25 protein-coding genes are annotated in these 23,630 nt (G+C 58.9%); 8 read left to right on the forward strand and 17 right to left on the reverse strand.

Features of this window, described 5'->3' with window-relative positions; genetic code table 11:
* Nucleotides 1–104: 104 nt before the first annotated feature.
* Nucleotides 105–944, reverse strand: coding sequence for an AraC family transcriptional regulator (locus tag C1T17_RS04200; protein WP_262982725.1), 840 nt, complete (start codon nucleotides 942–944; stop codon nucleotides 105–107).
* Between the two features lie 242 nt (nucleotides 945–1,186).
* On the opposite strand from C1T17_RS04200, the gene C1T17_RS04205 reads away from it, so the two are divergent.
* Entirely contained in the window at nucleotides 1,187–2,140 is a 954-nt protein-coding gene (locus tag C1T17_RS04205; protein WP_104952362.1) for an SDR family NAD(P)-dependent oxidoreductase, read from the forward strand.
* 8 nt (nucleotides 2,141–2,148) lie between these two features.
* Here the strand turns inward: C1T17_RS04205 and C1T17_RS04210 are convergent, their stop codons facing one another.
* The 8 genes from C1T17_RS04210 to C1T17_RS04245 form a co-directional block, all read right to left on the reverse strand.
* Nucleotides 2,149–2,529: a hypothetical protein gene (locus tag C1T17_RS04210; RefSeq protein ID WP_104952363.1), complete on the reverse strand. Its 381-nt coding sequence runs from the start codon at nucleotides 2,527–2,529 to the stop codon at nucleotides 2,149–2,151.
* On the reverse strand, nucleotides 2,526–3,272 hold the full coding sequence (locus C1T17_RS04215; protein WP_104952364.1) for an SDR family oxidoreductase: 747 nt from the start codon (nucleotides 3,270–3,272) through the stop codon (nucleotides 2,526–2,528). Before C1T17_RS04215 ends, C1T17_RS04210 begins: the two co-directional genes overlap by 4 nt.
* Nucleotides 3,273–3,319: 47 nt before the next feature.
* The gene (locus tag C1T17_RS04220; protein ID WP_104952365.1) at nucleotides 3,320–4,105 is read right to left on the reverse strand and encodes a 2-keto-4-pentenoate hydratase; all 786 of its coding nucleotides are present in this window, start codon (nucleotides 4,103–4,105) and stop codon (nucleotides 3,320–3,322) included.
* Nucleotides 4,106–4,465, reverse strand: coding sequence for a cytochrome b/b6 domain-containing protein (locus C1T17_RS04225; protein ID WP_223262900.1), 360 nt, complete (start codon nucleotides 4,463–4,465; stop codon nucleotides 4,106–4,108).
* 2 nt (nucleotides 4,466–4,467) lie between these two features.
* Nucleotides 4,468–4,686: a hypothetical protein gene (locus C1T17_RS04230; protein WP_104952367.1), complete on the reverse strand. Its 219-nt coding sequence runs from the start codon at nucleotides 4,684–4,686 to the stop codon at nucleotides 4,468–4,470.
* Between the two features lie 55 nt (nucleotides 4,687–4,741).
* A complete protein-coding gene (locus C1T17_RS04235; protein ID WP_104952368.1) occupies nucleotides 4,742–6,538 on the reverse strand; it encodes a flavin-containing monooxygenase in 1,797 nt (598 codons plus the stop codon).
* Between the two features lie 486 nt (nucleotides 6,539–7,024).
* Nucleotides 7,025–8,080: a sugar phosphate isomerase/epimerase family protein gene (locus tag C1T17_RS04240; protein WP_104952369.1), complete on the reverse strand. Its 1,056-nt coding sequence runs from the start codon at nucleotides 8,078–8,080 to the stop codon at nucleotides 7,025–7,027.
* 1 nt (nucleotide 8,081) lies between these two features.
* Nucleotides 8,082–9,182 (reverse strand): Gfo/Idh/MocA family protein, encoded by a 1,101-nt coding sequence (locus C1T17_RS04245; RefSeq protein ID WP_262982726.1) that lies wholly within the window; start codon nucleotides 9,180–9,182, stop codon nucleotides 8,082–8,084.
* A 271-nt stretch (nucleotides 9,183–9,453) separates the two neighbouring features.
* Between C1T17_RS04245 and C1T17_RS04250 the strand changes: the two genes are divergently transcribed.
* The 5 genes from C1T17_RS04250 (at nucleotide 9,454) to C1T17_RS04270 (ending at nucleotide 15,981) form a co-directional block, all read left to right on the forward strand.
* A complete protein-coding gene (locus tag C1T17_RS04250; protein WP_104952371.1) occupies nucleotides 9,454–10,701 on the forward strand; it encodes a hypothetical protein in 1,248 nt (415 codons plus the stop codon).
* A 241-nt stretch (nucleotides 10,702–10,942) separates the two neighbouring features.
* The gene (locus C1T17_RS04255) at nucleotides 10,943–13,339 is read left to right on the forward strand and encodes a TonB-dependent receptor (RefSeq protein ID WP_223262791.1); all 2,397 of its coding nucleotides are present in this window, start codon (nucleotides 10,943–10,945) and stop codon (nucleotides 13,337–13,339) included.
* Between the two features lie 68 nt (nucleotides 13,340–13,407).
* Nucleotides 13,408–13,875 carry a DUF6379 domain-containing protein gene (locus tag C1T17_RS04260; RefSeq protein ID WP_145958953.1) on the forward strand — a complete coding sequence of 156 codons (468 nt, stop codon included), beginning with the start codon at nucleotides 13,408–13,410 and terminating at the stop codon, nucleotides 13,873–13,875.
* 1 nt (nucleotide 13,876) lies between these two features.
* Entirely contained in the window at nucleotides 13,877–14,674 is a 798-nt protein-coding gene (locus C1T17_RS04265) for a sugar phosphate isomerase/epimerase family protein (RefSeq protein WP_189338489.1), read from the forward strand.
* A 26-nt stretch (nucleotides 14,675–14,700) separates the two neighbouring features.
* Nucleotides 14,701–15,981, forward strand: a complete 1,281-nt coding sequence (locus C1T17_RS04270; RefSeq protein WP_104952374.1) for an MFS transporter — start codon at nucleotides 14,701–14,703, stop codon at nucleotides 15,979–15,981.
* Nucleotides 15,982–16,027: 46 nt separating this feature from the next.
* Here C1T17_RS04270 and C1T17_RS04275 read toward each other — a convergent pair whose 3' ends face one another.
* From C1T17_RS04275 to C1T17_RS04290, 4 genes are read right to left on the reverse strand one after another with little or no spacing between them, the layout of a single operon-like run.
* Nucleotides 16,028–17,644 (reverse strand): GMC family oxidoreductase, encoded by a 1,617-nt coding sequence (locus C1T17_RS04275; RefSeq protein ID WP_104952375.1) that lies wholly within the window; start codon nucleotides 17,642–17,644, stop codon nucleotides 16,028–16,030.
* A 16-nt stretch (nucleotides 17,645–17,660) separates the two neighbouring features.
* Entirely contained in the window at nucleotides 17,661–18,260 is a 600-nt protein-coding gene (wrbA, locus tag C1T17_RS04280; protein ID WP_104952376.1) for an NAD(P)H:quinone oxidoreductase, read from the reverse strand.
* Between the two features lie 15 nt (nucleotides 18,261–18,275).
* Nucleotides 18,276–19,217, reverse strand: coding sequence for a 3-carboxyethylcatechol 2,3-dioxygenase (locus C1T17_RS04285; RefSeq protein WP_104952377.1), 942 nt, complete (start codon nucleotides 19,215–19,217; stop codon nucleotides 18,276–18,278).
* A gap of 9 nt (nucleotides 19,218–19,226) precedes the next feature.
* Nucleotides 19,227–20,099, reverse strand: a complete 873-nt coding sequence (locus tag C1T17_RS04290; protein ID WP_104952378.1) for an alpha/beta fold hydrolase — start codon at nucleotides 20,097–20,099, stop codon at nucleotides 19,227–19,229.
* A gap of 193 nt (nucleotides 20,100–20,292) precedes the next feature.
* Here C1T17_RS04290 and C1T17_RS04295 point away from each other — a divergent pair, with 193 nt between their 5' ends.
* A complete protein-coding gene (locus tag C1T17_RS04295; RefSeq protein ID WP_145958954.1) occupies nucleotides 20,293–20,943 on the forward strand; it encodes a GntR family transcriptional regulator in 651 nt (216 codons plus the stop codon).
* 224 nt (nucleotides 20,944–21,167) lie between these two features.
* On the opposite strand, the gene C1T17_RS04300 is transcribed toward C1T17_RS04295, so the two are convergent.
* Complete coding sequence (locus tag C1T17_RS04300) at nucleotides 21,168–21,587, reverse strand: hypothetical protein (RefSeq protein ID WP_104952380.1); 420 nt, start codon at nucleotides 21,585–21,587, stop codon at nucleotides 21,168–21,170.
* A gap of 49 nt (nucleotides 21,588–21,636) precedes the next feature.
* Entirely contained in the window at nucleotides 21,637–21,762 is a 126-nt protein-coding gene (locus C1T17_RS21890; protein WP_262982727.1) for a hypothetical protein, read from the reverse strand.
* On the opposite strand from C1T17_RS21890, the gene C1T17_RS21170 reads away from it, so the two are divergent.
* A complete protein-coding gene (locus C1T17_RS21170) occupies nucleotides 21,761–21,952 on the forward strand; it encodes a hypothetical protein (protein ID WP_189338615.1) in 192 nt (63 codons plus the stop codon). The two genes, C1T17_RS21890 and C1T17_RS21170, sit on opposite strands and share 2 nt — an antisense overlap.
* A 157-nt stretch (nucleotides 21,953–22,109) precedes the next feature.
* Here the strand turns inward: C1T17_RS21170 and C1T17_RS04310 are convergent, their stop codons facing one another.
* Together C1T17_RS04310 and C1T17_RS04315 are read right to left on the reverse strand one after the other, a co-directional pair.
* The gene (locus C1T17_RS04310; RefSeq protein WP_104952381.1) at nucleotides 22,110–23,249 is read right to left on the reverse strand and encodes an NAD(P)/FAD-dependent oxidoreductase; all 1,140 of its coding nucleotides are present in this window, start codon (nucleotides 23,247–23,249) and stop codon (nucleotides 22,110–22,112) included.
* On the reverse strand, nucleotides 23,246–23,620 hold the full coding sequence (locus C1T17_RS04315) for a RidA family protein (RefSeq protein WP_223262792.1): 375 nt from the start codon (nucleotides 23,618–23,620) through the stop codon (nucleotides 23,246–23,248). The genes C1T17_RS04310 and C1T17_RS04315 overlap by 4 nt, the downstream gene beginning before the upstream one ends.
* Between the last annotated feature and the right edge of the window lie 10 nt (nucleotides 23,621–23,630).

Below are 23,630 nucleotides of genomic sequence, written 5' to 3' on the forward strand. Positions count from 1 at the left end.
TACTTCGGCCCTATCCAAGATAGGCCAGCCTCCGCTTGTTTCAGCTAATGGCAGTGCTGATTGAGGCGCTCAATTAAGTCCCAGGTGGTGATGCTCGTAGGGTGCTAACCCGGAGCCATCCAAGTTTCCAGGCTTGTCGATCGTCCGATAAGTTCCATACGATCACGGGAAGGGGGAGTGCCAAAGGCGCGGCTATATTCCCGGCTGAACTGCGTCGCGCTTTCATAACCGACGGAATACGCAGCTCTGCTTGCCTCCCAACCCGCCGCAAGGAAGCGTCGCGCGGCCTGCAATCGCAAAGTCTTCTGATATTGCAACGGGCTCATCGCGGTTGCGGCTCTGAAATGGCGATGGAAAGATGCCACGCTCATTCCTGCAATTTCGGAGAGCCGGACCGTCCTCAGTTCCTCCGTATAGTGACCCTGTATCCAATGAATGGTGCGGCGAATCCTCGCCAGTCGGCTATCCTCCTGCGCCATCTGGCATAGTTGCCCGCCGAGATGCCCTTTGAGAAGACAATACAGGATTTCCCGCTCGCGGGCCGCTGCAAGGGCGGCAATGTCCTCCGGGTGGTCCAGAAGGGCGAGAAGCCTCGCCCATGCGTCCAACAAATCCGGCGTTATTGCGCTCAGCGCGAAACTTGAGCGTCCGGGGCTGGTCCCGCCGTGATCGATCAAACCGGTCGGCATTGTGGCGACCAACTCAGCGAGTGCAGAGCGGTCGAGCCTCATTCCCACCGCCACATAGGGCGCGTCCGGCCTGGCCTCCAGGATTTGTCCCGTCCCCGGAACGTCGAGTGACGCAACGAAGTAGCTGGAATTATCATATTGCAGGACAGCATCACCGATGCTTACGCGTTTCGCCCCCTGAAGGATCAGGCACGTCACGGGCGTATGTACGGTCGATACACCAGTACTCGGTTTGAAAATGGTGCTCAGCGTCAAGCCTGGAATGAGACTTTCGGAGCACGCTGAGCCAGCGTGTCGCTGCACCCGCTCTCGCATCTGACATATCAATCGCCGCATCGAAGTCATTGCTTGTCGCAACTTGGCTGGTGCCTGACAAGGCCCACGGAAAGGCGTTCGCGGTTGATAGGATTAGGCATGCCTTCGCGATAATCGAGCACTGCATACCGCGATCCATCCTCTAGACTGTCTGGCAGAAAATCATGAGGACAAGAACAATTATGCCAGCTTTCGATGTCACCACCACGACCGACGACGTGCTTGCCGGTCTGGACCTTTCCGGCAAGCGTATCCTGGTCACGGGCGTCTCCGGCGGACTTGGGCTGGAAACAGCTCGTGCGCTCGTCGCGCATGGGGCAAACGTCATCGGCACGGTGCGCGATCTCGCCAACGGCGATCCCGTGCGCGATGCGGTAGGGAAGGCACCCGGCAGTCTTGATCTGATCGCGCTCGACTTGGCTTCTCTTGCAAGCGTCCGGGCTGCTGCAGACTCGCTGATTGCTGATGGACGGCCGCTTGATGTCGTGATCGCAAATGCCGCCGTGATGGCAACCCCGTCCGGCAAGACGGTCGATGGTTTCGAGACTCAGTTCGGCACCAATCATCTTGGCCATTTCGCCTTGGTAAATAGGCTTGCACCCTTGCTCAGGGAGGGCGCACGAGTCGTGATCCTTTCTTCGGCGGCGCATCGCTTCTCGGACGTCGATCTTGACGATCCCAACTTCGAGACGACGCCCTACGACACCTGGAGCGCCTATGGACGGTCCAAGACCGCAAATGTGCTGTTCGCCGTGGAGTTCGACCGGCGGTACAAGGACAAGGGCGTCCGTGCCGCAGCCGTCCATCCAGGCGGCGCCGACACCGGCCTCAAGCGCCACATGAGCCAATCGGACATGGACGCGATGGTGGCCCGGATCAACTCGATAGCGAAAGCGCAGACTGGTGCGCCGGCCTTTAAACTGAAGACGATCCCACAGGCCGCTTCCACCTCCGTCTGGGCCGCGATCGTCGCCGACGCTGACGAGGTCGGTGGGCGCTTCTGCCAGGATTGCGCTGTTGCGGGACTGGCTCATGCCGAAGTCATCGGTCCGGGCGTCCGCGAATATGCAGTTGATCCGGATAACGCCAAGGCATTGTGGACCAAGAGCGAAGAACTGGTCGGTGAGCGGTTCTGACCTTCGGCTCATGGTCGCTGGAGCCTGAGCCGCATCCAGGCGAAGAACGCTTCGCTCGCCTCGATCGTCTGCCGGCTCGCTAAGGTGTACGCCTCGAGCGATGCCGGGTCTTTTATCAGGCTGAGCGGCCATATGGTCTGTGTCATAGATATCGCGCGTCGCATGGCTATGAACAACGCGGTGATCTCCCTACCGGCGGCCGCATCCAGCCTGTCGTGGGACCAGCCGGCCAAGCTCTCGGACAATGCAGAGAGTTGGCTGGCCTGAATCTTGCGCAAACGGATGAGATCGAGCTTCCAGTTTTCGGATTGTGCTTCGAAGGCTGCCTTCATTTGCGCGCTTGTCTGCTCGAACGCGTCGAGGCTTTGGCAGAGTGCGTCTTCAGTCACACGCCGGTACGGTAAAGACCGCCGTCCATTAGGAAGTTTTGCCCAGTGATATAGCCTGCGCGATTGCTGCACAGAAACGCGCACATCGCGCCCATTTCCATCGGGTCGCCGACCCGGCCGGCCACCGGGTTACCGGTCAGGTGCTTGGTGATATCCTTCGACTTGCGCAGTCGCTCGGTGTCGAAGGGCCCAGGCAGGATGTTGTTGATTGTCACGCCTTTGGCCGAGAATTCACCTGCAATGCCGAACACGAAGTTGGTGAGCGCGGCGCGTGTAGCATTGGATAGGCCGATCACCGGGATTGGCACGCGCACTGCCGAAGAAGTGATATTGACGATTCGACCAAAGCCGCGCGACGCCATGTCGTCGGCGGTCAGGCGAATGAGCTCGATCGCGCTCAGTAGATTCTGGTCAATCGCCGCGATCCAGGTATCACGATCCCAGTCGCGAAAGTCGCCCGGAGGCGGCCCTCCGGCATTGTTGACGAGGATGTCGATTTGCGGCACGGCGCTGACAAGCGCCTCGCGCACGGCCGGATCGGTGACACTGCCGGCAACGGCGGTAACGTCAACGTCAGGGTAGGCGGCGCGGATCTCGGCGGCTACAGCCTCCAGCGTGCTTTGCGTGCGCGCGTTGATCACGATGTTTGCGCCTTCCTGCGCAAGGACAGTGGCGCAGGCGCGACCGATCCCACTGCTCGCGGCGCAGACGATTGCTGTTTTTCCTTTGAGTCCCAAATCCACGTTCTTCTCCGTCCTGCCGGTCAGCCGGCCTTAATCTTTGTCATTGATCACGCCGTGCCGTAGACGAAGCTGACGTCGCCAATGCCGCCAATAACCGCACGGACGCGGTCACCAGGGTTTAGCGCGACCATCGGACCCAGTGCACCGGCGAGCAGCACGTCGCCCGCTTTCAAGGGTTCGCCGCGATTGGCCAGCGTCCGCGCAAGCCATGTCGCCGCGTTGAGCGGATTGCCAAGAGCCGCGGCTCCGACGCCGAGCGATACGATGGCGTCGTTGATCTCCATGACCATTCCCGCAGACCAGATATCGAGGCCGGGGAGGGGGCGCCCGGCCCTTGACAGGACGAAAAAAGCTGAGGAGCCATTGTCGGCCACGGTGTCCGCAAAGGTGATTTTCCAGTCGGAGATGCGGCTATCGACGATCTCAATCGCGGCATGCACAGTATCAACAGCGCCGGCGACTTGTTCCGGCGTAATATCTTGACCATCGAGGTTGCGGGAAAGAACGAACGCGATCTCCGCCTCCGCCTTCGGCTGGATACAGCGCGCAGGATCGAGGCTGCCGCCGTCAGCAATCCGCATATCCTCGAACAAAGCTCCGAAATCGGGCTGCTCGACGCCAAGCTGAGCTTGAACCGCCTTTGCGGTAAGCCCGGCTTTGCGCCCGACGATCCGGCGGCCCTGAGCTTTCCAGAACCGCGTGTTTACCGTTTGCACGGCATAAGCGCCGTCCACATCAAGGGGATCGAGCCATTGCCGCATGGGCGGAATTGGGCCGTTCAAATAGGCATCACGCAGCGCGCGCGCGGCGCTCTCCAAGGCTTGGGTTGGCATCTAACCGAGTCCTCTCGATCGAAAGACCGACATCCTGCGGAAGATGCCGTCGCGTTTGACAAAGGCGTGGAACAGCGCGCCGGCTACATGTAGCACAACCAGCAGCAGCAGAAGGCAGGCAAGCAAAGCATGCGCCCGGAAAGCGGGCAGGTCCGTTACGCCCAGCGGCAGACGATCCGACTCTCCGCCGAAGACAACATTGGGGATGCCCGACATCGCTGCGGTGGCGATCCCGGTCACGACAATGGCGGCGGTGTTGAGACGCAAGGCGTGATGGGTGAGCTTCGCCAGTCGATCCAACAATGCGCTGCCGCTCGACAAAGGCTGTGGCTGCCGGCGCAGATAAGCCATCGGGATCATGATCAGCAAAATAGCGCAATCGTCAGGCCGATGATCATGTGCATGCCGACCACAGCCACTTTGGCTGGATCGCTCTCAGCCATAGGCGCAACGAGGAGAAAACCGGAAATCAGCATCGCGATGACGGCGCCAGCCAGCATCCAATGTGATGCGGCGCGAAAATGTCCATATCGCGGGGGGCCGTAATCGACATGGGCATCTGGACTGCGCCGTGCGGTCATCGATCTTTCCTGCTGCGTGTTCGATTCACAACGGAGGAGTGCATCACGGGCGGGGTCATCGCGTGCACTTCGTGTCCCGCTCGACGTGCTCGCGTCGCCACTCAGCGATGACCTGCTCATATTCGAGCGGGCCGCCGCCATAGGTAGCGCCGACATATGTCGGCTTGTCCGCAAACTTGCCTTCGTTGTTCAGAAAGCCGGGCGTGCATTCCTCATAGAAATGCTCATGGTCGACATGCTTCTGGTCTATAGTCTCCGTCCAGCGTAGCTCCGCTTCTGGAGTGACTTCCATCGTCTGCACGCCTTGAGCGCGGCAGCGAGCGATCAGCGCTGCGGCATGTTCGGCCTGCATCAGCAGAGTGTGCGTGAAGTTGAAGGCCGTGGTGCCCTGCAGTGTGCCCCCGATGATGTGGAAGTTGGGGAAGCCGCTCAGTTGCGTTCCATGCACCGAACGGAACGACCCATTCCATTTGTCTTCAAGCGTTATACCGTTACGGCCTCTGACCTGATACCCGCCTACTTTGTGTGGCGGGGCACCGACGTCGAAGCCTGTGGCAAGCACGATCAGGTCCAAAGGATATTCGACACCCTTCGCGATCACGCCCCTTTCGCTAATGCTTTCGATGCCACGCCCTTCGGTGTCAATCAAAGTGACATTTGGGCGATTGAAGATGGGTAGGAACTCATCGCTATATAGCGGGCGCTTGCACAGGAAATTGTACCAGGGCTTGAGGCGCTCGGCGAGATCGGCATCTGTGATTTCGGAAGCCACCCGGTTGCGGATCTGCTCCATCTTCTCATAGTCGGCGATTTGCATCAGTTCGTGCGGGCCAACGTCGCCGCCGGGCTGAAACCGTTCCGCCATTAATGAGCTGAAACGCAGCCACAGGTCACCCCAGTGATCATTGACGAGGTTCTCCTCGACCTTGTGGCCGGAGACTACCGCAAGGAAATTTTCCATGCGCCGGCGTTGCCAGCCTTTTTCCTGCGCGCCGAACCAGTCGGGATCGGTCGGACCATTCTTGCGATGGTCGACCGCGGATGGCGTTCGTTGGAAGACGAGGAGCTCAGCGACGTCGTCGGCAAGCCTTGGCGCGATTTGCACCGCAGTGGCGCCAGTGCCGATCACGCCGACCCGCCTGCCGCGCAATTTGTCAAAACCGCCTGCGGGCGAACCGCCCGTATAGCTGTAATCCCAGCGCGCCGAATGGAACATGTGCCCTTTGAAACTGCGGATTCCGGGAATGCGCGGCAGCTTGACTTTGGCCAGTGGCCCCTGCGCGACGCACACAAAGCGCGCGGCAAGTGTGTCGCCACGGTCCGTTTCGGCAATCCATCGCGCGCGGTTTTCATCCCATGCGATTGTGTCGATCTTCGTCTGGAACAGAGCGCGATCGTAGAGATTGAAATGACGTCCTATTGCCTGGGCGTGCGCGAATATTTCCGCGCCCCTAGCGTATTTCTCGGTAGGCACAGTGCCGACCTCTTCAACGAGTGGCATATAGATCGCTGCTTCGATATCGCAGCGTACGCCAGGATAGCGGTTCCAGTACCAAGTGCCGCCAAAATCGCCTGCGACTTCCACGATACGAAACGACTCGATGCCATGCCGCGTCAATTCAGCGCCCGTAAGCAAACCTCCGAAGCCGCCGCCGACGATGAGGACGTCGATCTCTTCTGTTAGAGATTGGCGGGCGAACCCAGGCTCGACATAAGGGTCTGCAACATAGTCGGCATAATCACCGCTAGCCTCAATGAACTGGGCGTCACCGTCTTTGCGCAGGCGTTTGTCCCGCTCCTCTAGATATTTGGTGTGCAACGCCTTTGCATCATATGCCGTGTGGCCAGACATGCTCTCTCCAACTTCGATCGGACGCCGGGCTTCGTGACGAACCTCGCTATCGACTCCCGTAACGTAAAATAAATTACACTTACATGCAAGTATGCTAGACTGTGCAGGTGGAATTTCATAATGCCAATACCAAGCCCGCGGTTACACTGTCGTCACCTGTGAAGGGCGAACCACGCTTCCCGCATTGCTGAGCAAAAAGGCGAGGAACAATTGGCTCGTTGCAGCATGTCGCTCTCGGCATTCCCACACTTCGTGAAGGTGTTGATGTCTACGAAGCATTGACCCACGTTGATCGAGCGGATCTTGTCGCGATGCGCTGCTCCGGCGGGAGCAGGACTAGGTCATGCTCGTCGAAACTGGCAGAGACCGCAAGTTTCGTCACCTTCTGATGGGGCCACGTTAGTCAATATCGTTGAGGTTGAGACAAGGCTGTAGGAGGAAAGGGATCGCGTACTTGCTGAAAAGGCTCGCGTGGCGCACATCCGCCTATTCTATTCCCATAACCTGGGCGTTCAGTGCACGGTTCGAACCGCCAGCGGCAAAATCATCGAAAGCTGTTTCCGTAACGCGAATGATATGGCGGGCTATGAAGGGCGCTCCCTCCGCTGCACCGGCATTAGGGTGTTTAAGCGCACATTCCCACTCGAGAACCGCCCAGCCCGAAAAGTCGTTCTGCGCCATCTTCGAAAAGATCTGCGCAAAGTCGACCTGCCCGTCGCCAAGCGAGCGGAAGCGGCCGGGTCGGTCGACCCAGGACTGGTAACCGCCATAGACGCCGGCGCGGCCGCTCGGGCGAAACTCCGCGTCCTTGACGTGGAAGCATTTGATGCGGTCGTGATAGATGTCGAGGAACGCTAAATAATCGAGCTGCTGCAGCACGAAGTGACTTGGATCGTATAGGATGTTCGCCCGCGGGTGATTGCCTACGCGATCCAGGAACATCTCGAACGTGACGCCGTCGTGAAGATCCTCACCCGGATGAATCTCATAGCCGATATCGACTCCGTTCTCGTCGAAATGATCGAGAATAGGCGTCCAACGTCGCGCGAGTTCGTCGAATGCGTCCTCCACTAACCCTGCGGGACGTTGCGGCCACGGATAAACGTAAGGCCAGGCTAAAGCGCCTGAGAAACTTGCATGCGCTGTAAGCCCCAGCCTCCGGCTCGCGAGCGCCGCCATCTTCATTTGTTCTACCGCCCATAATTGCCGGGCCTTGGGATTGCTGCGGACGTGGGGAGCGGCAAAAGCGTCAAACTGTGCGTCATAGGCGGGATGGACGGCGACCAACTGCCCCTGAAGATGTGTCGCCAGTTCGGTGATTTCGATGCCGCGCTCGCCTAGAACGCCTTTGACCTCGTCGCAATAGGTCTGACTCTCAGCCGCTTTTGCAAGGTCAAAAAGGCGCGCGTCCCAGCTTGGAATCTGGATGCCCTTATAGCCAAGCTTTGCGGCCCAATCGGCGATGTCCGGGAGGCTGTTGAATGGCGCCTGGTCGCCCGCGAATTGGGCGAGAAAAATGGCCGGACCCTTGATCGTACGCATGCTACACCTCGAAATTAATCCAACCCGCTTCTTCCTGGCTGGCAGTCACGGCCAAATGGATGAGCGCCATGCCGCGCAATCCATCCTCGATGCCGGGGAGAAGGCTTCCAGATTCTCCGCGCAGTTGGCGTGCAAAGTCGCGATAGAGATTAGCGAAGGCCTCCAGATACCCTTCCGGGTGGCCTCCGGGCATGCGGGATGCCCAGCCAGCATCGCTTCCCAGCGTGGCGTCCCCAGTCTGGAGCAACTCGGTGCGGTTATCAGCATGATTGAGCGTCAGGCAATTTGGACTCTCTTGAGACCAGCTTAGCGCACCCTTGTCGCCATACACCCGCAGGCGGAGGGCGTTACGTTCCCCAATCATGATCTGGGAAGCGAGGAGCATGCCGCGCGCGCCATTGTCGAACCGCAGCAGCAGCTGACAGTCATCGTCCAGTGCCCGATCGGGCACCACCGCGGCGAGATCCGCTAACAGCTGCGTCACATTCAAGCCGGTCACGAATTCGGCGAGGTGGAAGGCATGTACGCCGATGTCGGCGATTGCGCCGCCTTCTCCTGCCTGTGCGGGATTTGTGCGCCATTCCGCCTGCTTGCCTGCCGCAGCGCCAGCCAACCAACCTTGAGCATATTCGACAATGACCTTGCGAACGGTGCCGAGCGCGCCTGCCGCGATCCGTGCGCGTGCTTCCCGAACAAGCGGATAGCCGGAATAAGTGTAAGTCAGGCCATAGGCGCAGCCTGAACGTTGGATTATGGCAGCCAGCGTCTTTGCTTCGCCAAACGTCGCCGTCGCCGGTTTGTCACTCAGGACGGCGATGCCGGACTCTAGAGCCATCGACGCGGCGGAGAGATGATTATGATTGGGCGTGGCGATCGTCACGAAGTCGATGCCGTCATCACGCGCGGCTTCTCCGGAGAGCATCGACGGCAGATCGGGATAGGCGCGCTTTGGATCAACGCGGTAGATCTCTCCGGCTTGGCGCGAGCGGTCTGCGTCGCTGCTGAAAGACCCCGCGACAAGTTCGATCTCACGATCCAGTTCGGCGGCGATGCGATGTACCGGACCGATGAACGCTCCTGGACCGCCGCCAATCATTCCCATGCGAAGCCTTCGCATTGCCCCTCCAGTTATTGCCTCGCTGCGCCCGCGACGGAATTGAGGTCGTTGCCCTGCGTGTCGCAGGCGCAAATTGAGCTTGCCTCATTCATGCGGCCAGACGCTGCGGCCAAGCAATGATGTCAACGTGATGTAACGGTTGACGAGAACTTGTTCCGCCTGATGCGACCGCCGTTTTTACACAGTGCGTGGAATTATACCCAGGGACGAGCAGCTACTTCTGGCGTCGGAAAGCCCTACCACATATAGCTGCTAGATGAATCATTCCGTTAGGCTTGATAATGGCGAACACGCCCAATTGATCGACAACGAGATCGAGAGAATTCGAGAGTGTCTGGGGCGCTCCTCAAAGCTTCGCGATCTCTTCGACTATCTCGTTGATCGCTCGCGCACCGGCACTCCGCCGCGTGAAGTGGAGATATCGCAAGACGTCTTCGGCCGTACGACACAGGCAGGCGATGATGGCGGCGCACGCGTCTATATTCATCGACTCCGAAAACGGTTGGAGGAGATTTACGGCGATCGGAGGGGCGCCGGACTAAGGCTTACACTTCCTTTGGGCGAGTATCGCCTTATTGCCGAAATTGGCAGCGCTGACTTCCCCGGGCCGGAGTCCGCACCGTTACTTCTCGCGCCGCGTCGTCAGTTCTCCTGGCGAGCGCTGGCAATCGCGGCGGTCGGTCTGACGGCCGCCTTTGCCCTTGTCGTTTCGCTGTTGCTCTGGCCTGCTCCCGGAGTGCGCGAGGCAACGCAGGTGCGCCAATCCGAAATCTGGAAGCCGCTGTTCGCAAACCGCAAAAGCGTGATCATCGCCGAAGGTGACCACTATCTTTTCGGTGAGAAAGGAGCAGGCGGGGAGGTGTCACGTCTGGTGCGTGATTATCGCATACATTCGCGCGAGGATCTCGACGCTTATCTTCTAAGCCACTCGTCTGACGCCGCGCGCTATATCGATGTCGGCCAGAGCTATATTCCCACGACCGTTCCTCGCGCCCAGCAATATCTGGCGCCCATTCTTGCGCGTGCGCCCAGCGTCCGCGTGCTTCCCGCGACGCAGGTGCCGGCGGCCGCGATGCTGTCGCAAAACATCATCTACCTCGGCCTTTCGAGCGGGCTTGGCCCGCTAAGCGCCCCGACAACCTCCGGTTCCCGCTTCGAACTTAGTACGGATAGCGACCAGATACGCGACAAGCGCACCGGACGCGTCTACGGAGCAGGGCCCTCGGGCGGCGCATCACCACGTAGGCAATATGGCCTTGTGAGCCTTTTCTTCGGTAAGGAGGGCAACCGCTACATCATACTCGCGGGGACGAGTGAAATGGGACTGGTCGGGCTGGTCGAGACGATAGGCGCGTATGATGGCTTACGCGAACTGTCCAACGCTCTGCACAGCAGTGGCACTGCCGAGGCCTTATACGAAGTGGATAGCCAAGGTGCCGGCGTTCTGGCCGTGAGACTGGTGGCCACTAATCAAAGAGATCAGCAGCGCGTTTGGACGCCCTGAGGATTCTCGCGGCGCGGGCTGTCAAGGCCGTGCCGTAACCTTGCAACATCACCGTTACGTTGCTGTGACATACTTGCATGTCAGTCCGCCATGACTAAAACTTTGTCATCGCCAGTCGTCGCAGAATGACAGCGACCGTGGATGGCAAGGCATTGATCCGAGCGTGATCTACCAGCTGAACTTTCCCGGAACCGTTGCGCGGCAGCGCAGCGAGTATAAAAATTTCGTGGGGAGAGAAGTTATGATGGTATCAGTTCGCAAGTCGCAGAGGCAAGGTGTGCGATATTTCGCCACGGTATTGTTGGCATCTTCCGCCTTCTTTGCAGTACCTGCAGAGGCGTTCGCACAAGATGCGGTGAGAGCCGATCCGGACGCCTCTGGCACTGCCGATGAGCGGACTGCGGATATCATCGTCACGGCAAACCGCACTACATCGCTTCTGTCAAAGACACCGATCGCAGTATCTGCAATTACTGCGGAGGGTCTGCGCGACCAAGGCGTTACGGACCCAACCCGGTTGGCGGACGCGGTGCCGAACCTTGCCATCGATCGCGTTAACGGCAACGGCCTGCAGATTACGATCCGCGGTGTCTCAAGCAATGACGTGTCGGAAAAGGGCGATCCTTCCGCCGCATTTCTCTCCGACGGCATCTACATCGCACGGCCCCAGGCACAGGAAGTAAGCCTGTTCGATTTGGAGCGAGTCGAAGTTCTACGAGGACCGCAGGGCACATTGTACGGCCGCAACACGACCGCCGGCCTGATCAATGCCATTTCGGCGCACCCTAAAAGCACGTTCGAGGCATCCGCCGACTTCGTATACGGGAACTACGACACCATCCAGGCGACCGGAATGATCAACGTGCCCTTCGGCGACACTGTCGCGGTTCGAGGTGCAGTGAACTATAGTCGTCGCGATAGCTATCTCTTGAAGGGGGCATCGAGCCCATCGCTTGATCCTGGCAAGGAGGACCTCTCCTTTCGCCTCGGCGCCACATTCGATATTGGGGAGCGCGTGCGCCTTTACCTAAAGGGCGACTATAGCGAGATGAAGGGCAATCCGCAGAACGGCGTCGCCCTCGGTAACTTCTACCGCATGCCGATCGGCGGCCCGCCCACCGGGCAGCGCGGCGTCATGCCGGTCTATCGTGCGGGCCGCACCTCTAGCGAGTATCGCACGCTCGGCTTCGCACAGGCGAGCGAGGCCACCAGCGACAACAACACCTGGGGCATTCACGGCGAGCTTGACGTCGATCTGACCGACAATATCACTGCCACCTACCTTGGCTCCTATCGTGAGTTCAAGCGTGACGAGATTCAGCGCAGTTACGTCGGACTGCTGACGGCTGGCCCCTTTGCCGGACAATATCCCCTGAACGCGACCTTCGAGGGCGATTACGAGCAACAATCGCATGAGCTGCGGTTCGCCTATAGTTCGGATCGCTTGAAAGCGCAGGCGGGGGTCTACTATTTCCGTGAGGTATCTGATGTTGACTTCCTGCTCTTCGGAACGCGATTTTTTCGTCCTGGCCAGCGCGGTTATGTTTACGGCTTCTCGCAACATCCGACGATTTCAAAATCGCTAGGGGCTTTTGGTCAAGCGACATTCAGCATAACTGATACGCTGCGGCTGACCGGCGGCATTCGCTATACGCGCGACAACAAGTCGAGGGTCGGCGTCACCATCAACCACGTCAACGTCGACGACCCGCTCGACTACACCACAGGCGTCCTGCCTGGCACCACCAATCCAGGCAGCCCCGCGACCGGGTTCCAGCCTGTCTCGGACTCGCTTAACAATGCGTCAGTCAAGTACAGCAAGATCACTTGGCGGGCGGGCCTCGAATATGACGTGGCGGATAGCAGTCTGCTCTATGCCACGGTATCAACCGGCTATAAGGCAGGCGGTTTCAACGAAGGCTGCCTTGCAGGCCAAACCAACTGCACAGCTCCCGTCCCAGCGTCGGCGCTCTTTTACAGGCCGGAGACGCTGACGTCCTACGAAGCCGGATTAAAGACAGCTCTGCTCGATCGAAAGCTCCGGCTGGCTGCTAGCGTGTTTCACTACGATTATTCAAACCTGCAACTCAGCCAGGTTTCTGCGACCTATTGTGGCGGACCATGTCTGGTCATCAGCAACGCCGGCAAAGCGAAGATCGATGGCGTCGAGCTTGAGATGGCGGCCCAGCCGAGTCCGCGCAACCGGTTCGACCTGTCGGTAAACTGGCTGAAGGCCCGATACACGGACTATCAGGTTACGCCCGGTGTCGAATTCTCGGGCGAGAAGCTGGACAGGTCCCCGGAGTGGACGGCGACCGCTGGTTACTCCTATACTCTGCCTATTGGGGACGGCAGGCTTGAGCTGGGGGCACGTACCCGGATCAGCGACAGCTATCAGTTCGTCAGCACCGCTCTGCGCAACTTCTTTCGTCAGCCTTCCTTCACCAAGACTGATCTGACAGTCACCTATAACAGCCCCGACGACCGCTTCTATGTTCAGGGCTTCGCCAAGAACCTTGAAAACGCAACGACGCTAAGCAGCGTCTCGCTATCCGCCAGTTTCCCGGCATTTACCGACGGCCTCGCCTGGTTCGGAGACCCAAGGACTTATGGCGTCCGCGCAGGTTTCAAATTCTGATCCGCCGATTGCCGACGCCAGCCATCCACTTCGGGGAAACTGCTATCATGCCGAAAAAGGACCCTGCGATGAACGCCGAGCTACCAACTGCCAACAGGAACCAAGCCGACCGGGCCAAGCAAGGTATCGTCGTCTTCTCGCGTATTGCACAGCGTGACCTGTTCGTGTCGAACGTGATCGAGCAAGAGGAGGGCGGTTGGCGCATCATGATCCGCAACCCGTTCTACACCGGGACTCATCTTTCCACAGTGAGTTCCGTGAAGATCGCAGTGAACGGCCATCAGGTTTCCGACGCAAATACATTCATCGCGCTACGCGGACAACGGATTCCGGCCGCATATGCAAAGAACATGCACGAGATATGGTGGAGCATGGGCGAGGCTGCCGAGGTGTTTCTGACCGATCAGGAGCTGACTGACGTCTTGACCGACAAGAACCAGATCAATGTCGACATCGATATGCGAACCACCTTTAGCTACGGCTTTCCTAACGACACGCTACCCTACCGGCTCACCGGTGAACTGGAGCTTCGCTGACATGAAACTTGGTCTTAGCCTCTACTCGTTCGGTGCCGATTTCCATGCTGGGAAAATCGATGTCTACCAAGCCATTCGCAAGGCAGCCGAGATGGGCTGCGATGGCGTGGAAATCATCGCCGAGCAGCATATCCCCGGCTGGCCCAATCCCAATCTTGACGTCCTCAAGGCGATCCGAGAGTTGGTAACGTCGCTGGAGATGGAGATATTCTGCTTTAGCTGCTATTTTGGGACGAACATTCGCAGCGACCGTCCGCAGACTTTCGAAGAGATGGTCGACAACGCCAAGCGAATGATCGCGCTGACGTCGTATCTGGGCGCTCCGATCATGCGTCCTGCCTTCAATGCCGAACCGGTTGGTCAGCTTATCGATTTCGTGAACGCCGTCCTTCCTACACTTGAGGAATATGGGGTGATCTGGGGCGTCGAGTTGCACGCGCCGCATCCGCCGTCCTATTATCAGGAAGCACTTGAGACAGTCGAATCCCCATGGTTTCGGCTCGTGCCTGACTTCTCTTGCTGGCAGGGCCCCAATGCGCCTGGCCAAATTCAGACTAACGACCTGTCGACCTTTGAGCCTCTGCTCAAATATACAGTTCACTGTCACGCCAAGGCACACATGTTCGATGCGAACGGTGAGGAACCCAACACGCCCTACAAGGAACTGCTGGGCATGTTGAAGGACTATGGTTTCGAAGGCTCAGTCGCCGGTGAATATGAGGGGTGGATCATCGCCTACCAGCCGTCCGAGCAGCCAACGAAAGTGCTGTTCGACCTGCTGGAAAGATACGGTCGATAACTGTCTCCGTTACGTAAGGAATAGCGATGTCTGTCACCTCGCAAACGGCTTTTCCCGGTCCGGATACCTTTGCGGGCGCGGTGGCATCGCCCGGTCTGCGCGAGCTGCGGCTCGTCGGCCTTTTGACCACGCTTTTCGTCACCGCAGGGGTATTGTTTCTCTTCTGGACAGTGCTTCAGTCGATTTTCCTGGCGCTGCAGGTGCAACGGATCGATCGCGACGGCGCGGCGGCCGGACTTGCCTTGGTGATTGGTGTCGGCGCGATCGGCGCCCTTGTCTCGGCCCCAATCGCGGGATCGTTGAGCGATCGCACCCGTACCCGGATCGGCGGTCGGGCGCCCTGGATGCTTGGCGGCGCAGCCGCTACGTTCGTTCTGGCGATATTGCTCGCCCGCGCGACCACCATCACTGAACTCATGATCTACTGGCTGCTGATACAGGCCAGCACCAATTTTATCTTCACACCATTAATGGTGCACATCCCCGAGCGAGTGCCTGTAGCGCGCCGGGGTGTCTTCTCGGCGGCTATCGGAATGGCTAACCTGATGGGCATCCTTCTAGGACAGGTGCTCGGCGCGTCTTTCGCACAGGAGCTATTCCTCGGCTATGTCGTCGCGAGCATTGTCATGGCGATGGCCGTTTTTACGTTTGTGGCGGTCAACCGGCGCTCGAACATCGGCGTTCCACGGCCGCCCTTTAATTTGAGCACCATCCTGGGCTCCTTCTGGGTTAATCCCGTCAAATATCCTGCCTTTGGATGGACTTTCCTGGGACGGTTCCTTTTCCTCACCGGGTTCTTCCCACTGAAAGTGTACCTGCTCTACATCCTTCAGGACTTTATCGGCTTCGGCCTGAAGGCTGTGGGATCGCTGCCCGCCGTCGGCCTTGCGGCCATGGTGGGTGCTGCTGTCGGAACGCCGCTGGCGGGCTGGCTCAGCGACCGATTGAATGTCACACGCCCGCTGATCTATCTGTGCTCGGCGATAATGGTTGGTGCCATGTTGGTGCCGCTGATTTTCCCGACCTACACTGGAATGCTGGTGTACAGCTTCCTCGTCGGAGCAGGCTTCGGCGGGTTCGCGTCAGTCGATTACGTACTTATCACAAAGGTGCTTCCCTCGCAGGATGATGCAGGCAAGGATCTCGGCATCATCAACATGACAACCACGCTGTCACAGACGTTGGGCGTGGGCCTCGCCGGCGCAATTGTCAGCATGGTGGGCAGCTATGCCGCTTTGTTCGTGATGGGCATCATCTTCGTCGTGCTCGGAACCACTTGCATAGCCTTCATTCGGGGCGTGCGCTGAACGGGCGCTCCGAGCTGTAAGTCTTGCCATCCCTGATGCTGCGGTTTTAGTCTTTTGCGAGGATCAGGTCGGATGCCCGCTGGCCGATAGCCATCGCGGGTCCGTTGGTATTTCCGGAAACCGGGGTGGGCATGATCGAGCAGTCGACCACACGAAGGCGCCCGATCCCATGAACTCGGCAGGCATCGTCAACGACAGACGTTAGTGGATCGGTTCCCATCGAGCAGGTGCCGGTGCCGTGCAGACCCGGATCTACCATGGTGTGAAGCTGTTCCAGAATCTCGCTGTCGCTTTGAATCTGCGCGCCGGGCTGTCGCTCTTTGCCCACGTAATGTGCGAGCGGCGGTGCTCCAGCCCATCTGCGCAACATCTTCACCAGTTCGAGCGCTTTGCGGCGGTCCACCTCCTCGCTCCAGAATCGCGGATCAACAATTGGCGCTGCCCGAAAATCGGCACTTTCTAGTTGAACAGTGCCGCGCCCCTTTGGCCGCAGATGGAAGCCTGCAAAAGTGATGCCCGGCTTCTCGGATATCGGACTTCCCGGATTGGCCGCCATCTCCGTGACCGTACGCATCGCAAAAGGCGATGCGGCAAGCTGCATATCGGGCCAATCCGAAGGCTCGCCGTCGCTGGACACCATCGCGGTGATCGGCAGGCCGACCCGCGCAAGCGGCCCCGTGCCGGTGAGAAAGTAACGCAAAGCATTGCGCGGCAGTCGCCAACTACGAAATTCGCGGTTAAGGCCGGGATCGTTGGTGAGATCGTACGAAATCCCGAGCTTCTGATGATCGCACCAGTTTTCGCCCACGGTCGGCAGGTTTCGCAGGACTGGAATGCCATGTTGCGCCAGATGCGCGCCGGGGCCGACACCTGACAGCATCAGTAACTGGGGCGACCGGTAAACGCCTGCAGAGAGGATGATTTCGCGTCGGGCGGTGAACCGCTTCGCCTCACCGTTGATCTCGCACTCGATGGCGGTAGCTATCCCGTCTTCAATCACGACGCGTTTCGCCATGCAATCCGTCAGGATCGAAAGGTTGGGCCGGCTCCGCACCGGAGCCAGAAACGCTTCATAGGCGGAGGCGCGCTGGCCCTTGCGGTCGACGGTGTATTGGGTCCGGCCTACGACTTCCCGTTCAGGCGTGTTGATGTCGTCAGTCCACACCGCGCCGGTTTCCCCCGCCGCCGTGACGATGGCATCGAAGACTTTCGCCCGATATGTGGATTGGGTAATCTGTAGCGGACCATTGTGTCCACGCGATATATCTGCCCTGTCACAACGGTAATCCTCGATTTCGCGGTAGGCGGCACGGATCGAGGTCCAGCCCCAGGAATGCAGACCAAGGTCACGCCAGTTGTCGAAGTCCCGTGGCTGTCCGCGCAGATACCACATGCCGTTGACCGCAGATGATCCGCCCAATCCTCGGCCGTAGCTATGGCGCTCAGGGCCACGCCCTTCCTGAGGCGTGACAGGGAAAAAGGAGAAATAATCCGGATTTCCCATGATCTTGGCAAAGCCCGCGGCCATCTTGATGAAGATGCTCTGGTTGGTGCCACCCGCTTCGACGAGCAACACGCGGTTCGCGGGATCATCGCTAAGCCGCCGCGCCACCACGCAACCAGAGGAGCCCGCACCGACGATAATATAGTCGAACTCGTCCACTGGTTTTGATCCGGCTTCAGGCCGCGAGCTTGGCTGCGAGCCGGGCCACGAGTTCGCCCTGATGACGCGCACCGTCCAGTTCGTTTGCTGAGGGCTGCCGTTCGCCCTTGCTACCAGCGATCGTCGTTGCGCCGTAGGGTGACGTGCCGGTCACTTCGTCGAGCCGCATTTGGCCGGAGAAGCTGTAGGGTAAGCCAGTGACCACCATGCCCAGGTGCAGCATATTGGTGATTAAGGAGAACAGCGTCGTTTCCTGGCCGCCATGCTGGGTCGCGGTGGAAACGAAAGCACTTCCCAATTTACCGTTCAGCGCGCCACGCGCCCATAACGGCCCAGTCTGGTCCAGGAACGCTGCCATTTGCGACGGAAGGCGGCCATAGCGCGTTGGCACGCCGAAGATGATGGCATCATAGTCGGGTAGTTCGTCCACAGTGCAGATGGGTGCCGCTTGCTCGGTCTTGAAGTGTGCCGCCGCGGCGACTTCGGCCGGTGCAGTCTCCGGAACTCGCTTAACCAACGCTTCCGCGCCGCCCGCGCGAACGCCTTCGGCAATGGCGTCGGCCATGGTTTCAATATGGCCATAGCTTGAATAATAGAGAACCAGAACACGAGTCATTAGATCTTCCCCAAGTCAAATTGCCGCTTCGGCGGTGGCGATTCCCATTCCAGCATTCCATTGCGGAATGGCATGATAGAGAATGTGGTGTGGTATGAAGGGGCCTATGGCGCTCATTGCTGCATAAGCGGCGACCCAGCTGCGGACTTCATGTCCGCCGCAGCCCGCAATTCCGGTGAGCTGTTCTTCGCTCAACTCGCCGACTGTATCGAAATCCGCGAGCGCCATCTGGGCCATAAACGCCATGTCCCAATCTGGAGCCAGCGGCGTTGCCTTGCCTTCGCCGCGCGCCATTTTACGAGCGGTTTCGAAGTTAGCCTCTTCACGTGCACGGCGCGCCTCGATCGGGGGATTGCGCCCAGCGATAAGCATCTCGGCGATTGGCGGCGGCGCTGTCTCGATCCTCGGGATCGGAGGATCGTGAGACAAGCCGCCAGACCCGAGGATGAGCACGCGCTTGCCGAGCCCAGCGGCCCAGCGACCGACCGATTCACCGAGCCGCCGGACTTGACGCATCGAGGGCAATGGTGGACCAGCGCAGTTAATATGAATGGGCAGCACCGGCCAGGCGTCAACCCTGCCGCCCAGCAGGACAAGCAATTGCGCAAACCCGTGATCGGCCTGCAACCGATACGACATCGCGACGTCAACATCCTCCCCGTGTAGCGATTCGATGCAGTTGATCGCCAGCGCTTCAGGCACGTCGAACGCGCCCTCGCCAATGTCATAGTCACCGATCGCTTCCGCACGGATGCCGACGGTGAAAGGCGGCATCATATCGTAAAACACACCCTTGAAATGGTCGGGAGCGAACTGGATCACGAGTTCCGGATCGAATGCTTGAACTTCTTCACCTAGCGCACGAAACGCTGCGCGCACCTCGGCATCCACAGAAGGGTCTGCATCGACATGGTCCATCAGCGGCGTATGCGATGCGCAGATCATACGAATGGTCATCAGGGACGCTCAAGCCGGAGCGAGTGCGTGAGTGCGCAGGAATTCGATGTGAAGTCGGTTGAACTCGTCGGCCTTCTCCCACTGTGGCCAGTGCGCACAATCATCCATTACGACCAGCGGCCGGGCATTCGGGATTGCCGCTACAAAGCGTTCGCCGGTAGCGATAGGGGCAGTCGGGTCGTGGTCGGTCCAGATCACCAGAGTGGGAGCTGTAATGCGCGACAGACTTTCATCAGTCAGCACGTTGCGCATGCGGATATCCATGTGCTGCAGGCACAGAATATGTTCCATTGCCTTGACGAAGCCTGGCTGAGTGTAGATTCCGAGACGCAACTCGATCAGATCTTCGGTGACCCGTGCCGGATCATTCATCAGCCACTCGAGCCGCGCACGAACCGTCTCATAGCTCGCGTCCGCGACCGCCTTCATCGTTACGTTGTAGACGCGTTCCATCACTTTTGGATCGGTGTTCAGGCCGCCGGCGGTGTTCAACGTCAGCGAGGCGGTGCGTTCCGGATGGTCAATTGCAAATTGCGCTGCGATCCAGCCGCCCAGAGACTCTCCATGGACATGAATACGCTCAAGGCCCAACGCATCGCAAAAATCGAGCAGATGCCGCACATAATGCCGGATCTCGTAGTTGTGGTCCGGCTTATCGCTGTATCCATGCCCGATCATATCGAGTGCGATGGTCCGCCAATGCTCAGCGTGCGGCAGGATATTGCGCGTGAATGCCTCAAGGTGCCCGCCCGTTCCAGGGATGAACACAACCGCCTCGCGCGCGGTGCCATCGCCCGCTTCGATGTAGCGAGTGCGGATGGAGCCAGCCTGAACATGTCCCAACCGGATCGTTCCCACCGCTATTTCCGGCCAAAGAAACATTCGATCTTCTCCCTGTGATTCGATGTATACTAGCATGCTAGATTAGTTGTGCAAGAAGCATGCTTGAAGCTTGGTTTTGTTATGTTCAGTGCCAGACTTAAGCGCCTTCTCACTTCTGAAGGATCTCGTTGCATTCTAGAACGTGGATGATAGAAATCGTTCCATTAGCTTGTGACGAGGACCTGACCCGCCGGTGAATAAAAAGGACGAGATATACGATCTCCTCATGGAACGGCTCATTGGCGCGCGGTATATGTTCGGGCAACGGCTGTCTGTTAAGGAGCTTGCCACAGATACAGGAGCGAGCCGTCAGCCGATCATGGCAGCGCTTAATCGGCTGCATGCGGAAGGTTTCGTCAGGATCATTCCTCAGGTCGGCTGCGAGGTCATCAAGCCTGAACGCAGGGAGATCGCCGATTTCTACTTGATGTTTGAGCGCCTTGAGGGATTGCTTGCTGAACTCGCTGCTGCCAGGCGGACCGACGAACAGTTGCGGGCGCTTAGGGCTTTGCAGGCGCGTATTGTTGCTATCGACGTCAGCGATCCAGGCCATACCCTTGAATATGGTAAGCTCAACCGTACCTTTCATCAGCTCATTCATGACATGGCGCATTCCCCGTTTGTCGATGACCGGCAGAACAGCAATTTCAACATGTCGGATTTCTTTATCAACCAGGCGGGCGGCTTCGATACGTTCATGGCCGACGCCGCTCGGGAACATGATGATATCATCGAAGCAATCGCCGGTCAGTCGCCGGCGCGTGCGCGGACACTTATTGAAGGGCACATCGCTGCCGTAGCGTCGGCTGTGCTCGCGGGCCTGCGAGCAAGTGCCGCCGCCTGAACCAGCACGCTGCGCGCTTGCGGCAGGCGCCGCTCAGGTTTAATTTGCGGTGGTGCGCAGCCCCGCGGTCCATGCTGTCACTGCAGCCGCTACTTCGTGATCACGGGTGATCGCGGTGTTCAGAAAGACGCTGGAAACTAAGTTAAAGACGAGAATATGGCAATTTTGCGAGTCGGTGCAGCAACGCCTATATCTCATATACCAGATACTGTGGCCATCATCGACTAGGCACTTGTCATAAAATGATATAAAGTCGAATGGACGGAAAGGTGCTGGGCTGCGGTAATCACCGGGCAATAACCGAAAAGGGAGCCCCAGCATAATCCGCCCGGCTTGAACCCTATCCCCGCCTCCGTCTCGGCCAGCGAAAAGCGTGCGGCGGCCTCCACCACCGACCCGGGATCGGACTGGCGTCCGGGGTCGTGCGCCCCAGTCCATTTCGCCAGCGCCGTGACGCGGGCGTGGAGCGCCGCCGACGCCGCCTCATCTTCGAACCCGGCTTCCCTGGCATAGGCCTGGAGAGCGAGTGCCTGGGCGACGGGCCGCGCATAAAGATGTGCCGGCAGCGCTGCCAGGATCTTGAGCGCCGCTTCTAGCAACGGTCCGCTGATCGGCACCGCGTTGATTCGGTCGGCCGAGCTCATGTCCCTTTAGCGGGGATCGCTGCCTACAGCATCGGGAGCATGTCCTTCCTCACAATGCCCGTTCGGTCTGGCGCATCCGCGGCTCGCGCGGGGCAATCTCTTCGATTGCAAAGCTGTGTGCCGGCAAGGGTTGCAGCAGTTCGTCCTCCGGAACATTTATATCGAGCCAAGCCATGTTCTGGCGCCTGAGCGCGTTGCGAGGCTCCGGGTTGGCTGGCCAGAGCAATAAGAAGTGCAACCTGCTGCCGCGTCACATCATCTCCCACATGGCGGCTAAAAATTTCGTAAGATCTCTGATGATTACGGCGCAGGAGATGCTCGCCCCCCTCAAAAAAGCCGATCAGTCTAAGTCGATTGCGTTGTAGCCGAATTTGAGAAGCGGCGGCCCGCTCGCTACCGATCTTTTTGTCTTCGGACAGCTTCAACGCCTTAAGCTTAAACTCGCGGCTGAATTTCGTCGCTGCATTTGCGTCCTCCGCTTCTGAAAACAGCTATCTCGGTGTTCACGGAAGCGGCAGCAGCTCATATCGGTGCCTTTGTCGCGAGCTCAGGTCGACTGGGCGAAAGGTCGCGGATCGAAACGCCGTGGTCGAGGATTCTGTCCGGGACACATCTATTTTCAATCAACGCGGCCGCTAACCGGCCCATGGCCGGAGCGGTTTGGATGCCATAGCCACCTTGCCCCGCCAGCCAAAAGAAACCGCGCGCGTGCTCGTCAAAACCGACAACGGGTGTGCGGTCTGAGGCAAACGTGCGAAGTCCGGACCAACGATGACTGATGCGGGAAACCTTGAGAATGGTTACGGTTTCAAATCTGTCGACCGCAATTGCCACATCGAGATCGTCGGGTGCCGTGTCGCCGGGCGTTTCCTCATCCTCGTTCGCCGGGGAGAGGAGAATCTGCCCAGCATCCGGCTTAAAATAAAAGCTTTCCTCCGGACCCATCACGAGCGGCCATGCGTCCAGATTTCGTATATCCGGCGCAGGAATCATCATTGCAGTTCGCCGCAGTGGCTTCAGGCCAAGGCGGGGGATCCCGGCCCGTTCGGCGACTTCGTCAGCCCACGCGCCTGTAGCATTAACGACAAGAGGTGCGCGAAATTCCCCAGCCCTTGTATATACGGTCCATCCGTCATGTCCTCCCTCTATATGCGTCATCTGGGCGCCAGTCATGATCGCGACGCCTCTCCGCTTGGCCAATCTGAGATAGCCCTGATGAAGCGCTGCCACATCCATGTCGAAGCCACTGGAATCGGTGACCCCGCCTGCCACCCACTCCGGTGAAAGAATTGGAACGAGCGCAAGCGCTTCACTCGCATCAACCCGGCGCAAATCACTCGTGTCAGGCCGATCCATAAGGCTGTCGAGGCCATGCAGCCGCTCATAATCAGCAACGAAGAGCGTAAGGCGTGGCTTGAGCAGCTCCACATCGACAAAATCTCGATCAGGCGCGATCAGATCTCGGCGACTTGCCCGCGTAAGCGCGCGTATCTGTTCGTTGCCGTACGACTCAAAAAAAGAAGCGGCTGACCTTCCTGTCGCGTGACGCCCCGGTTGGTCTTCGACTTCCAGCAATGTCACCGAGGCCCCTTGGCTAAGATGGGCGGCAACGGACGCCCCCGCCATACCACCGCCAAGAATAAGAATGTCCGTGACGATCATTGCGGCCGCGCGGCGATAGCGTCGATCTCTACGACGGCATCTTCCAGCATGAGATCACTGACGACGGTTGCCCTTGCCGGAAACCGCGGGCCAAAGTGCTTTGCGTAGACTTCGTTGAAGACTGGGAAATCGTGCGGGCTCTTTAACCAAATTCCGACGCGCACGACATCGCGGAGCGACAGATTATGTTCGCACAAGGCCGCTTGGATATTGTCGATTGCCACTTGCGTCTGCTCACGAATTCCGCCGTCGACCAATCGTCCCTCGAGGAAGCCGAGCTGACCCGACACGAACACAAAGCCGTTTGCCTCGACCGCTTGAGAGAGCGGCAGGGTTAAACCTGCCGCCGCCAGCCTTTCACCGTGCACCACAATACTTTTC

The sequence above is a fragment of the Sphingobium sp. SCG-1 genome (genome assembly GCF_002953135.1).
Taxonomy (GTDB): Bacteria; Pseudomonadota; Alphaproteobacteria; order Sphingomonadales; family Sphingomonadaceae; genus Sphingobium.

Bases quoted from the DNA above. Each gene is read 5' to 3' on its own strand.
- C1T17_RS04205 (WP_104952362.1), top strand. From the start codon at position 1,187: ATGCCAGCTTTCGATGTCACCACCACGACCGACGACGTGCTTGCCGGT.
- C1T17_RS04220 (WP_104952365.1), bottom strand. From the start codon at position 4,105: ATGCCAACCCAAGCCTTGGAGAGCGCCGCGCGCGCGCTGCGTGATGCC.
- C1T17_RS04225 (WP_223262900.1), bottom strand. From the start codon at position 4,465: ATGATCCCGATGGCTTATCTGCGCCGGCAGCCACAGCCTTTGTCGAGC.
- C1T17_RS04230 (WP_104952367.1), bottom strand. From the start codon at position 4,686: ATGACCGCACGGCGCAGTCCAGATGCCCATGTCGATTACGGCCCCCCG.
- C1T17_RS04235 (WP_104952368.1), bottom strand. From the start codon at position 6,538: ATGTCTGGCCACACGGCATATGATGCAAAGGCGTTGCACACCAAATAT.
- C1T17_RS04240 (WP_104952369.1), bottom strand. From the start codon at position 8,080: ATGCGTACGATCAAGGGTCCGGCCATTTTTCTCGCCCAATTCGCGGGC.
- C1T17_RS04245 (WP_262982726.1), bottom strand. From the start codon at position 9,182: ATGGGAATGATTGGCGGCGGTCCAGGAGCGTTCATCGGTCCGGTACAT.
- C1T17_RS04250 (WP_104952371.1), top strand. From the start codon at position 9,454: ATGAATCATTCCGTTAGGCTTGATAATGGCGAACACGCCCAATTGATC.
- C1T17_RS04255 (WP_223262791.1), top strand. From the start codon at position 10,943: ATGATGGTATCAGTTCGCAAGTCGCAGAGGCAAGGTGTGCGATATTTC.
- C1T17_RS04260 (WP_145958953.1), top strand. From the start codon at position 13,408: ATGAACGCCGAGCTACCAACTGCCAACAGGAACCAAGCCGACCGGGCC.
- C1T17_RS04265 (WP_189338489.1), top strand. From the start codon at position 13,877: ATGAAACTTGGTCTTAGCCTCTACTCGTTCGGTGCCGATTTCCATGCT.
- C1T17_RS04270 (WP_104952374.1), top strand. From the start codon at position 14,701: ATGTCTGTCACCTCGCAAACGGCTTTTCCCGGTCCGGATACCTTTGCG.
- wrbA (WP_104952376.1), bottom strand. From the start codon at position 18,260: ATGACTCGTGTTCTGGTTCTCTATTATTCAAGCTATGGCCATATTGAA.
- C1T17_RS04285 (WP_104952377.1), bottom strand. From the start codon at position 19,217: ATGACCATTCGTATGATCTGCGCATCGCATACGCCGCTGATGGACCAT.
- C1T17_RS04290 (WP_104952378.1), bottom strand. From the start codon at position 20,099: ATGTTTCTTTGGCCGGAAATAGCGGTGGGAACGATCCGGTTGGGACAT.
- C1T17_RS04300 (WP_104952380.1), bottom strand. From the start codon at position 21,587: ATGAGCTCGGCCGACCGAATCAACGCGGTGCCGATCAGCGGACCGTTG.
- C1T17_RS21170 (WP_189338615.1), top strand. From the start codon at position 21,761: ATGTTCTGGCGCCTGAGCGCGTTGCGAGGCTCCGGGTTGGCTGGCCAG.
- C1T17_RS21890 (WP_262982727.1), bottom strand. From the start codon at position 21,762: ATGGCTTGGCTCGATATAAATGTTCCGGAGGACGAACTGCTGCAACCC.
- C1T17_RS04310 (WP_104952381.1), bottom strand. From the start codon at position 23,249: ATGATCGTCACGGACATTCTTATTCTTGGCGGTGGTATGGCGGGGGCG.